Raw genomic sequence first — 12,424 nt, 5'->3', positions numbered from 1 at the left:
ATATTCGAGCACCTTTTTCTGCCTGAACCTTCCTGTTTTCATAAAATCGAGAGGTTCAGCAACAAAAATTGACGGGAAAGTCTCTCTGACAATCATTTCAATTTATTAAACCTTTGGAATTTGTAATGTTTCTAGATGTTTACCAATATGTCCTACCAAGGATTCACGGTATTCCTCTTCAAACTCATCCATATTCGCAAAGAAGTCTGGTTTGAACAATCGATTTCCTTCTTCGTCAACTGCCGTTAACAGAACCCCATAAGTCACATGCCATACTTGACGCGCATTGCGATCATTCATATATTCTGGTAATTCTTCATCAGATACTTCATCTAACGCTTTGATTGAGTCTAAGTCAGGGGTGATATGGTAATATGCTTGCGCTTCTGGGAAATGATCAAATGCATATTTATGCATTTCACGGAATAACTTTGGATTATGATTTGCCAGTACGCGTACTGCTTCTAACCAGTTTGTTCCCGCTGTTTTCAAATGGAACAAACCATCTGTGTGTTTCGCTACAATTGGGAAAGCAGAAAACTTATCGCTTCCTGAGTGAATACTTAATTTATAGTCAAAATATTTCGCAATATTCGCGTGTTTTGCTAAATCAATTTCAAACTCCTCTAAATTCCCCATATAGTCTACGCCTTTTTGGAATTCTCCAATAAAACGAGGAGCCAAACTGTTCACTTTTACACCTTCGTTAATTAATTCTTGTGCAACAAAGAAATGAGATTCTGGTTTTGTAACCGTTGCTGTCTCATCAATGGATACTTCGAAATCAATCTCACGATCTGCTTTTTTAATGTATTCGTTATAGATATGTACCATGTAATTTAATGCATCGGAATATAGGAGGACATTATAAATTAATTCTTCTCTATCAAATGTAATTGACATTCCTGCTGCTTCAAATGTTTTGTCTAAATAAGCTTTTTCATAATGTTTGCGAAGTTCTTCTGGCAATTTATTGTATTCTGCTTCTTGCTCTTCTACAGACATTTCTGGTACTTCATTGCGAATATAATCCGAGCAATCTAGAGTCAACATAGACATTCCTGCATCCAAAGCCAATTTAATATCTTCTTCCAATTTCAAGTGGTCGCCGTCTGCTCCAAAGCCGCCTGTATATCCTTCTTGAATTACCGCATAACTCGCTGCATCAAGCACATCATAAATACTGCGTTCCATGAGGGATAATTCACGAATACTTTGTTGCGCCAAAATTGGTTTCACCTGATATTGACGCATAATATCAATATGTCCTGGGGAAGCTAAACCTAAGCGGTCGCCCACTCCCATTGTCGTAATCTTATTTCCAAAAGCACGCGGATTTGTATAATCAAAATAACGATTTAGTACAAGGCGGTTTGCATGATTTGCAGGCGCAATTTTAGTGTCTTCTGAAAGTGTTTCTCCTTCTAATTCATCAAACAAAGGACCCGATCCTTTTACAAATAAGTACTTTTCAGCATCTTTTTTAAACATCACAAAGCTTGTCTTGTCATTTTTTGTATAAGACTTCGGATAAACTTTATAGCCACCGCTTACTAAATATTTTTCGTTCAATAATGGGTTAGTCACTGTTTGTGTTTCGTGCATATCTTTTTTCTCCTGTTCTATAGAAATTTATTCATTGCTTTCATAGTTAAAAAATTCAAAATCAGCGTAACAGCCTTTGTATTGATTCATATCATGGCAGGCAATCGCTATAAAATTACCTGTAAAACCACCTGACAAGAATGTTAAGTCCTTTTCTGCATAGAGTAACTGAGTTTCTTTTTGTTGGGGTAAATGATAGTAAATATTCGCTTCTTGTCCCGCAGCAACAATTGATAACTCAATACCTTCTTCACTATTTTGCGGAAGTTCTACCTTTGTATCGATTAAATGCACGTCTCCTCGTTCAGCTTTTATAACACGAAGGAGACGTTTTCCATCTTCATTCGTAATATAGGCATAGAGGTAGTTTTCTGGATTTAAAAACAACAATAATCCTGCCATTTGTAAGAATTGTTTTGGTTCAAATAGAAGTTTTGTAGATGCCGTAAAATGAAAATCAGTTTGACGAATTCCCAATAAATGATGGTTGAAAAAGCTGTGTAATGACTCGCCGCCATAAATGCGGAGATGATTTTTTCGCTCTGTTAACGAACACCATTCTTCATTCGGCAACATCCGTAAGCTATTCCAATTAGAATGTAGTTCTGGACCAGAAAAATCATCAGAGAAATCATGAGAGAATTCTTTTATTTCTCCTTCAAACCCTTTTGGCGCAGGAACTTCCAGTGCTGGAGCTACTCCACCATGGGCGAGACGCAGCCAACCATCTTCATCCCAAATTACTTTTTGTAAAGCTGTTTCGCGACCTAAAATAGCATGTTGGTTTCGTAGAGGCCGAGTGGTTAAATGAGCGATGTACCACTCACCTTCTGGCGTTTCTACCAGGCTTGCATGTCCGGCACACTGCAATGGAGACTCAGGATGATTGCTTGATGTCATCATTGGGTAGTGTGGATCAACTTCATAAGGCCCCGTCACACTCTTCGATCGAGCAATGGTTACAGCATGTCCACTGCCAGTCCCGCCTTCTGCCATAATTAAATAATAATAACCATCTTTTTTATAAATATGCGGTGCTTCTGTTTTACCCAATTCCGTACAATCAAATATTTTTACTGGTTCACCAATCAAGCTTTTAGTAACCGCGTCGTACTCTTGAATAACAATTCCGGATGACTTATTCGGTGTAGCTAAGCGGTAATCCCACAGTGCATTGGAAAGCCACTTTCTACCATCTTCATCATGGAATAAGGAAGGATCGAAGCCACTGCTATTTAAATAAACTGGTTTCGACCAAGGACCCTTCATACTTGGGGCAGAAATAATATAATTATGAGTATCTTTGAACGGACGAACGGAACTCTTTACATCCGTATACAATAAATGAAATTCCCCATCTGCATAACTGATTTGTGGTGCCCAGATACTACAGTTAATCGCATTCCCTTTTAAATCAACTTGATCCGTTAAAATATCCGTACAATATTCCCAGTTAGCTAAGTCTTGTGACTCATAAACTCGCACTCCCGGAAGCCATTCAAATGACGAAACCGCGATATAATAGGTATTTTCCACTCGAAGCAAACAAGGATCCGGATTAAAACCTGGTAAAATAGGATTCTTAATCATTTTCTCCATTATGACGATTCACTATCCTTCTTTTATTACTTTTTATAAAAATCACTCTTCGGAAAGACAAGCTCTATATTATATTCAGAGTTAGCTGTATGTGACTGTCTACTCCATAAAACTCTTTGATTGAATTGATATTTTCCCTTTAAAATTTCTACATAATCAGTTGTTTCTTGGTTCTGACTGTTTGACCAATCATTCCAACCAGCTGGCAGAATGTGTTGACCGTATTCGCAATGAATAAAAGCTGTCTTCGCGTAAGCACGCCAAGGTCTTCCTAAAAAGACCCCTTCGACATCCTCTTCCGCACTCAAAAAACATTCTCGAAAAATAAACCCTGACTTTTGATCTTTAGGAGTACTAGCGGCTGTGATATAGCCGCCCTTACGCGTTCTTTCTCTTCGGCTATTTATTTCACATTGATAAAAATAAGCAGTGGCACCGCCAAAGATAAAATCGATTGTTCCTGAAATGAAGCAAGATTCATAATATTGACGATATTCTTTCTGATCTTGGCTTTGTTCCAACAAGATAAAATCCGTACCATCTTTTTGTTTTCCTGGTAAACGCCCTGTAAACAAAGTATCTTGATAACCGATCATTCTACAATGACGAAAAACCGTTTCATCGCAATCAGCATAAACTGCAAGGGCTTGACCAACATCTTCTCCGTAGCCCGAGGAATTAATAATCGTAACGTTTTCAATTTTGTTATTTTGACCACCTACATACAAAGTAGGTGTTCGGAACGTTCCTAATTCATTTCCTAAAGGATCTTTTTCTCTCGCACTTAAACCATATTGGATCGTTACATCGCCAATTCCTTTTAAAGTTAACTGCGAGCGAGAAATAACTACTTGCTCTTCATATAAACCGCTTAAAACTTGGATGGTCACTGCTTCTGACTGTTTATGATTTTCACAGTAATCAACGGCTTGCTGGATACTTTGGAAATCACAAAAGGTTTCTTTTCCTACTAAAAACATGGTTTCACCCGATTTCTATAAATGTTCAGTAAAGAATTGCTGCCAGTTCCAGCGCATTTCCGCTGTCTCTTTATGACCGCAGCTAAATAGTAATGAATGCCAGTTACTTGGAACCCCGGCTTCTTGGTATGCTTTTGATAATTCCTTGTCGAGCAATTGCACGCCTTCCAGAGGACAATTTAAATCATAAGAGCCATTTAAGGTAAGACGTTTACGTGGAATAATTCGTTTCTGAATATCAACCGTTTGAAAATGTTTCAATAAACCTGGTACATATGAATAGAATCCATGTTTGTCTAAATAACGATTCTTCATTAAGGTATGTGCATCCACTTGCCCGCCTATATCGACAACAACTTTGACGCGGTCATCTAATGCAGCGAGCCACCAAGCTTGCATAGCTCCCATTGACATGCCGATCGTTCCCACTCGGTTCGAATCTACATCTTCGCGCTGTAATAAGAAGTCGAGAAAACGCATATTGTCGTATAACATCATTCCCCAGACGACCTGTCCTTTCCAAAGCATTTCTTTAACCATTTCACTTTCCTTACGACCAGAACGTTCGCCAAAGCCCCACATATCAATACAAGCTGCTATGTATCCCATGTCCGTTAATGTTTTTGCATAGGACGGAGACTGCAGATAATGAGAAGGCTGAAGCATTTCTTTTTTGCCATTCTCATACATACCGCCATGTGAATGATTAACAACGACAAGCGGTAATCGCCCTGATGCTTCTAACGGCCGTGCGATATATGCGGGAACTCGCTCCTCACCGTTTAAATCAATACTCCATGTTTCTAAGTAATAACCATCTGGATGAACTTCTTCCGAAATTTTTTTCGCATCCATTGATGGATTACTCGGTAAATCACCTAATAATTGCCACAGTTGATCTTTCTCCAAAAAATCTCCTCCTTACTGTAAAACACACTTATTAGTTAGGAAAAATGCACAACTTTCTCCTCGATCAATTTTTCTACTTGTTCTGTATTTTTTGAAACACAGTTTTCTGTTTGAATATTTCGGCAATTCTCCAAATAAATCATTGGTCCTTCATGATTTTCTACTGATACATGATTGAACAGGATATCTTCGCCATTCCCAACATAAAAACCGCGGTTGTTCATGTAATCCAACCCTGTCATCATAGCCACTTGACCAGGTTCCGCATCTTCTGCCATTGAAATATCAATATTATTAAAAGTAATTTCTTTGATATAGTTTTCTGCAAGTCCATAAATAAAGCCAGCTGCTCCTTGAACGTTACGAGCAGTGATGTGATTAAAATGAATACGACGGAAAGTTGGTGTTTCTTCTGTAACTGGATACGGATTTTTATCCCATACATATTTTTCTTTTCCTCTTGGTCCACAGAAGTAATATAAATTTAATATAAAGGGACAAATGACTTCATCCATCACAATATTATCGATTCTGATATCTTCAATCGTACCGCCACGTCCACGGCGAGTTTTCAAGCGGATTCCCCGATCTGTTTGTTTAAAAATACAATTGGAAATCACCACATTACGAATATCACCACTCATTTCACTGCCAAGTACCACGCCACCATGTCCATGAATCATCGTGCAGTTTGTGATTGTGATATTTTCGCAAGCTACCTTTTCTGCTGCATCTTCTGTACCAGATTTAATTGCGATACAGTCATCTCCTACGTCGATGTTACAGTTTGAAATTCTTACATTGGAACATGACTCAGGATCAATCCCATCTGTATTCGGTGAATCAGCTGGATTTAAGATAGACACATTATCGACCGTGATATTGTGACTTAAAATTGGATTAATCGTCCATGCTGGTGAATTCCGTAATTGAACATCTTGAATTGTGATTCGATTTGATTTTTCAAAACTAATTAGTTTTGGTCTAGGATATTTCAACTCTTCACGACGATTACGGAATAAATCCCACCAATCGGCTCCATTTCCGTCGATGACTCCTCCACCACATATTTTGATATTTTCTACGTTTTCTGCATAAATACAAGATTGGTAGACATCTTGCGTCCAACCTTCCCAACGTGAATGAACAACGGGATAAGTCTCTTGCTCTGTCACAAAAGAAATGGTCGCTCCAGGACTAACTTCTAAAGTAATATTGCTTTCTAAGCGAATGGAAGTAGTCCGAAAAACACCGCTCGGAACATATACCGTCCCTCCCCCAACTTCATTTGCAGCAGCAATTGCTTTTTGGAAGCTTTTTGATACATCTGTTTGGCCATCACCAATCGCGCCATAATCAACAACATTGAAAATAGTCATGAATGAATCTTCTCCTTATTTTGGATTAACCAGCCTACTGGTCACTTAACTTATTAACCTTGTTACCCCTTTCATAGTAAGCAGATAAAGCGGTTACGTATATAATCTTTTAAGGATGGTCATAAGAGAAATTACGCATTCTAGATTATTATCATTAGAAATGATTACTTCTGAGCAAATGATTATCCAGCATTTTTAGAAAAATACACGGGAGTTCGATATGCGCATTAAATCCTTCTTTCAGAAGCATATATCAGGGCTGTTTATCAAACAGATAAATCTAAAATGTTACTTCTTATTATAGAATTGCTCATTATTCTAAAAAACAGAAATACTAATTCCAAAAATTTATGGTATACTAAAGCAAATAAACCGCTATCATTTTTTGATAATGGTTTTTTATATCGTTAACGAAAGGAGGTTCATCATGAGCAAAAACCCTTCTAAATTAAGTAAAAAATCAAATTTATTAGGAAGACATGGAAGTTCTTTTACACAGATTTTTATTATACTTGCTGTGATTTGTACTACTTTAGTGATTATTTTTATTTCGGCATTATACGTCTCTACTCGTGATTCTGTTAAAAGTAATATCGAAGATAGTAAAATCATGACAACGAATCAAATAAAAAATACTTTTGAACGTGAAATACAAACTATCGAAAAATTATTCAATGCATATAGCACGACAAATGATTTTCATGAAATGGTTCAAGAGCCTTTAGGGATACAAGATTTTCAAAAATACCGCATGATTACTTCCCAATTAAATTATTTCGCAACCTTCAGTTTACCGAGCACCGTATACTCAGTAGTCAGTTTAGATCAAAATTGGTTGATTAGAGATGGAAGACTCACTCAAATGACGGAAGAAGAAATCGAAAATATTGAGGAACGTTACGTTGAGGGAAGGAAAGAAAATCTGTATTGGATTCAAGGAGAAAATCATATTCGTTCTATTAGCTTGTTGCCTGTTTTCTCAAATACTAAACTAGCAATTGGTATGGCTGAGATACCAAACAGCAGTATTCAATCACTGTTGGATGTATCTAACGAGTCCACACCCTTTTTCATTGTCAATCGTAATGATGAACTCCTCTTCTCAGCAAATATCGAGGAAAATGATGAAGATCGTAATTTGTCTATCGAACTGATTCACGAGATTCGAACGTTGGCTGAAGAGAAATCTGCTGGAATCATAGAATTGTCTTCATCAAAAAACAATTCTTCTACATTAATTTATACAAAGTCTGACTACAACAACTGGCTTTATGTCACTTATTTAAATACTTCAGAAATCGATGAAGCGCTCAAGTTCGCACGTTATGGACTGGTTATCTTAGCACTCATTATTATTAGCGCAATCATTGTTGGTGCTTATATTATTGCTGGCAGAATTACGAGACCAATTGAAAAATTAAAAACAAGCCTGAACTTTACAACCACTGAAGATAAAAAAGTCAATGATTGGGATTTTATTACCGGTCAGGTTGATGCTATCGTATCTGAGAAGAAAACATTAGAAGGTCTTTATGAACGAGAACAACCTGAACTCGAAAAACAATTCATGCGTAATCTTTATCGAAACCGAGTGACAAAGAGCGAATTATCAACAAAAATGGATCTATACAATTATCCTGATCAAAAAAATAAACACTACAGTATCATGCTCATTCAAATTGATGATTACGGCTCTCGAGAAGTAAACAATCAAGATGTCTTCTTAGTTGGGATCAATCAAATTGTCAACGAATTAATTCCGATCGAAAATCGATTGACTCCAGTAGTCTTAAATGACAAAATCCAAGTTACTTTATTGGCTTTTGATAAAGATAATCCAGAAGAAAATAAAAAAGAGTGTACAGAATATGCTAATTTAATCATCGATACTTTACGGACTTATATGAGAATTTCAGTAAGTATTGCATTTTCTCCTTTCTACACAGATTTACTTTCTTCAAAAGAAAATTTGGATAAAGGGAAACAAACATTAGCTTATCACCTTCTTTTAGGAAACCAGGCAATTATCTTCCATGATGAAGTCGAGAAAATGATTGCTGTGCCTGAAATTTCGGGATATCCAGAAGATTTAGAAGCACAATTATTCCAATCTATTCGGCTTGGTGAAAGGGAACAAGTTCGAGAAATTGCACCAGCCATACTGAAAGAGATTTTAACTTCCAGTAATAACCCAATTAACGTTCAGGTAGCATTGCTGCGTTTTGCACTTAATTTGGTTCAACTATCCCAAACTGTAAATGCATCTGTTCTGAATCAAGAAAAAGGCGTAGAGCTATATGAATTAATCTTACAAGTAAATCATCCAAGTGAATTAGAAGCTACTTTACTTAATGATATTATTTTACCTTTTGTTCAAGAAATGAATGAAAAAACTTCTGAACAGTTCCAAGGTCTTTCTGAACAAATCATTAAGATTATTGAAAATGAGTATACAGAAGATATCTCCTTGGAATCAATTGGAGACAGAATCCATTACAATCCAAACTATTTGAGTAATATCTTTAAAAAGGAAACAGGAATAACCTTTAGTGATTATTTAACAGGGTATCGGTTTGATATTGCAAAACAATGGTTACGAGAAACGAATGTTACGATTAAAGAGATTTCGCAACGTCTACAATATCGGAATCCACAAAATTTTATCCGTTCTTTCAAGAAAAAAGAAAATATGACTCCTGGTGAGTATCGAAAGATGCATACTCCAGAGTGAAAAATAACCTAGTGCGCTGCACTAGGTTATTTTTACTCTCCACTATTCTTCTAAATTTACTTCTTTCTGAATAAGCTCATTGCTGTTACTACAAAAAAGATAAATGCTAATGGGTATGCGATCAGTTGACTTCCAAAAAGAACGGCTATACCCGTAAGCCCAAAACAAATAGCAGCTCGATATGGATATCGATTATTTGAAATAAACAAATTTCCTAAAGCGACAAAAACAAGTGTAATAAACGCAGTTGCACTAAACCAAGCCCCTAATGTTCGCATATTTTGAAATCCTTCTTCAGATGCTAAATCGGAAAAATTGCCTTCAAAAATGGGTACAATCACTTCTCGATACTTCTCAATATCCATGTTAAGGACGGTTAAAGCGAAACCTCCCAAAAATAATAAAACGAGGCAGGCTCCAATGATTGCAATTACTTTTTCTGGTTTACGACTCATACTTGTCCCTCTTTCATTCTTTTACTTATATCTTCTCTAAATAGACCGCTGCCTGTAAAAATGCACCATAGCCTTTGAAGTCATTTGTGATGACTGGCTCACTAATATAATATACAAAGGTACCATCTCGTTTATCGTCTCCGCCTAATCCAGCAACCTCACAGCATCTAGTCAAGTTTACCCAACCTTCTTTGGTATAAAAGACGAATTCTTCCTGCAAGCCTTCATAGCTTTCCTTAATAAAAGTATACCAAGACTCATCTAAAATGCCTAGATGATACCCCTTCGCTGCAGCATAAACAATCATACTTGTTCCAGAAGCTTCCAAATAATTGCCTCTTTCATTACCTTTATCTAGTACTTGATACCAAACTTTCGCTTCCGGATCTTGAACTTTTTTCAATGCTGATAAAATGTTTTTCAACTGCTCTACAAGTACAGCACGTTTTTCATACATTTCTGGCAGTAACTCAATGACATCTACTAGAGCCATTACGTACCAGCCTATGGAACGTCCCCAAAAATTCAAGGATAAGCCTGTTTCGGGATCTGCCCACTCTTGTTCACGTTTCTCGTCCCATGCATGATAAAGCAAACCTGTTTTTTCATCTACTGTATGCTTATAACAAAGTTCGAATTGCTTCACCACATCGTCTAATCCTTCACCATTTTTAAATGTGAGCAAATACTCAGCATAAAAAGGAGAACCCATATACAATCCATCTAGCCACATTTGATAAGGATAGATTTTTTTATGCCAAAAACCTCCTTCTGAAGTACGTGGCATCTGTTGTAATTGTTCAAATAACCGGTCCATTGCAACCTTATATTTTTCTTCTTTTGTTTCTTCATATAAGAAAAACAATAACTTTCCATTATTCACATAATCGATATTCATGGAATCAAAATGGTAATTTTTTATCGTACCATCTTCTTGAATAAAGTAATCCATATTATCTTTTATGTATTGATAGTAGACAGGATTGTTACTAGCTTTATAAGCGGCTTTCACACCTTGTAATATTACCCCAAAGTCATATGACCATTTTCCTTTATATAGCTTGTTCTCTGGAAGCGTTGGATAGCGTTCTAGTAATGTGTCTATTATTCTTTTTGATAAAGTCATTTGTTCTTGTCCCCCTACGGATTACTTGTTATATAAAAACTTCCCTTCCAATATTTGGAAAGGAAGCCCATTTGAACTACTTTTTACTAATTGCTTTTTGCATAACTTGCAGTAAATTCATCAATTATGTCTTGTCCACCATTTTTTAGGAATGTGTCAATCGCTGCATCGAAGTCATCCATGTCAATATCACCCATCATATATTTGTAGTAACCATCTTGAATCCCTTCAACGAGTGTACTCCATTGAGATGTATACGTTTCAGAGTCCAAGGATTGAGCTGGATTAATAACAGCAAACTCTGCATTTTCTGCAATCTTCTCATTACCTTCGTTTGCTAACTCAGATGCAGATTTAAAAATTATTACACTTTGTGAAGGTCTTGAGCTAACATAAGGCTGGACTTCTTGTTGAGAGATAGTGTCATCTAGTTTATTATAAACGCCATCTTCAGTTACTTCATAGTGAACTCCTTCTACTCCCATTGTCATGAGTGTATAAGGTTCTTCATCCATTAAATCATTAATAAATTTTAAAACAACTCTCAAGTCATCCTCTGTTTCAACGTTTGTTTTGGGAATAGCTAACCAGCCTCCCATTCCTCCATTTGTATCTGACAACATACGACGAGGAACATCTTTATAGGTCATATCATTAATAATTTCCCAGTCCATTACTTCTTCTTGGTCCGTTCCTACAGCTGCCGTTTTATAATTATTTGCATCAAATGCACCGCTAAGAACGATTCCTCCTTTACCAGTAGCAATATAATCCTTTTGATCATTCTTTGCCATAACTGCAAAATCAGAATTCATCCAACCATTTGCATAGATATCACGATACCATTCCATTGCTTCTTTAAACTCTGGTTGCATGAATGATGGAATTACTTCGCCATCTTCAGATACGTGGAAGAAATTATCTGCGCCAAAGTAACCAGTCAAGTTACGGAAGCCAACCATATAAGACTCTGAACGTTCAACAAAACCAACTGTGTCATCGATTCCATTTCCATCCGGATCATCTTCTGTAAATGCACGAGCAACTTCACGCAGTTCGTCAATTGTATGCGGAACCTCTAATCCTAAATTTTCTAACCAATCTTTACGTACTAGAACGCTATAACGAGCAATAGAAGTTTGCATAGGAACTCCATAAATATGTCCTTCGAGACGAGAAGCATCTAATGTAGTTTCTGGAATAGCAGCTAAATTTTCAAATTCAGATAGATATGGTTCTACGTCCCAAAACATTCCAGAAGTGAGAGCTTGTCGTACAGTTGTATTGTCTATTTGTGATAAAGTAACAATATCTGCTAAGGTATTCGATGCTAATGCTGCATTAATTCTTTCTTCCTTCGATGCATCCGGCACCCAATTAAATTCAACATCGATTCCTGTATATTCTTCTAATAAACCTTCAATGTCACCACTTGGCGGTGTCGGTGTATGAAGCATTGCCATCCAAGTTACGCTGTCTTTTGAACTTGTATTTTCAGTTGAAGAACCTTCTGTATTTTGTGAGCTATTATTTCCTCCAGCCGCTGAATCTGTATCAGCTCCAGCTCCTCCGCCACATGCTGCTAATAATAAACTAGCTGTAAATACTCCTGCAAATAATTTACTTCTTTTGATCTTATT

The 12,424-nt window shown here is 36.7% G+C and carries 9 protein-coding genes; 1 reads left to right on the top strand and 8 read right to left on the bottom strand.

From position 1 onward, the window contains the following. Nucleotides 1–105: 105 nt before the first annotated feature. From EJN90_RS07430 to EJN90_RS07410, 5 genes are read right to left on the bottom strand one after another with little or no spacing between them, the layout of a single operon-like run. Nucleotides 106–1,605, bottom strand: a complete 1,500-nt coding sequence (locus EJN90_RS07430) for a tagaturonate epimerase family protein (protein WP_126109929.1) — start codon at nucleotides 1,603–1,605, stop codon at nucleotides 106–108. A gap of 27 nt (nucleotides 1,606–1,632) precedes the next feature. After that, nucleotides 1,633–3,204, bottom strand: coding sequence for a glycoside hydrolase family 43 protein (locus tag EJN90_RS07425; RefSeq protein WP_227872463.1), 1,572 nt, complete (start codon nucleotides 3,202–3,204; stop codon nucleotides 1,633–1,635). A gap of 26 nt (nucleotides 3,205–3,230) precedes the next feature. After that, a complete protein-coding gene (locus EJN90_RS07420) occupies nucleotides 3,231–4,184 on the bottom strand; it encodes a pectinesterase family protein (RefSeq protein WP_126109927.1) in 954 nt (317 codons plus the stop codon). Between the two features lie 15 nt (nucleotides 4,185–4,199). Further along, entirely contained in the window at nucleotides 4,200–5,093 is an 894-nt protein-coding gene (locus tag EJN90_RS07415; protein WP_227872462.1) for a dienelactone hydrolase family protein, read from the bottom strand. 35 nt (nucleotides 5,094–5,128) lie between these two features. Beyond that, a complete protein-coding gene (locus EJN90_RS07410) occupies nucleotides 5,129–6,466 on the bottom strand; it encodes a glycoside hydrolase family 28 protein (protein ID WP_227872613.1) in 1,338 nt (445 codons plus the stop codon). Between the two features lie 433 nt (nucleotides 6,467–6,899). On the opposite strand from EJN90_RS07410, the gene EJN90_RS07405 reads away from it, so the two are divergent. Next, complete coding sequence (locus tag EJN90_RS07405) at nucleotides 6,900–9,203, top strand: helix-turn-helix transcriptional regulator (RefSeq protein ID WP_164544033.1); 2,304 nt, start codon at nucleotides 6,900–6,902, stop codon at nucleotides 9,201–9,203. Between the two features lie 56 nt (nucleotides 9,204–9,259). Here the strand turns inward: EJN90_RS07405 and EJN90_RS07400 are convergent, their stop codons facing one another. The 3 genes from EJN90_RS07400 to EJN90_RS07390 form a co-directional block, all read right to left on the bottom strand. Beyond that, nucleotides 9,260–9,658, bottom strand: a complete 399-nt coding sequence (locus EJN90_RS07400) for a DUF4064 domain-containing protein (RefSeq protein ID WP_126109921.1) — start codon at nucleotides 9,656–9,658, stop codon at nucleotides 9,260–9,262. Nucleotides 9,659–9,683: 25 nt separating this feature from the next. Beyond that, nucleotides 9,684–10,784 (bottom strand): glycoside hydrolase family 88/105 protein, encoded by a 1,101-nt coding sequence (locus EJN90_RS07395; RefSeq protein ID WP_126109919.1) that lies wholly within the window; start codon nucleotides 10,782–10,784, stop codon nucleotides 9,684–9,686. A gap of 86 nt (nucleotides 10,785–10,870) precedes the next feature. Beyond that, nucleotides 10,871–12,418: an extracellular solute-binding protein gene (locus tag EJN90_RS07390; protein ID WP_126112353.1), complete on the bottom strand. Its 1,548-nt coding sequence runs from the start codon at nucleotides 12,416–12,418 to the stop codon at nucleotides 10,871–10,873. Between the last annotated feature and the right edge of the window lie 6 nt (nucleotides 12,419–12,424).

It is taken from the genome of Jeotgalibaca ciconiae, assembly GCF_003955755.1.
GTDB lineage: Bacteria > Bacillota > Bacilli > Lactobacillales > Aerococcaceae > Jeotgalibaca > Jeotgalibaca ciconiae.
The sequence above is the reverse complement of the archived record's forward strand: the minus strand, read 5'-3'. Positions and strand labels throughout refer to the sequence as shown.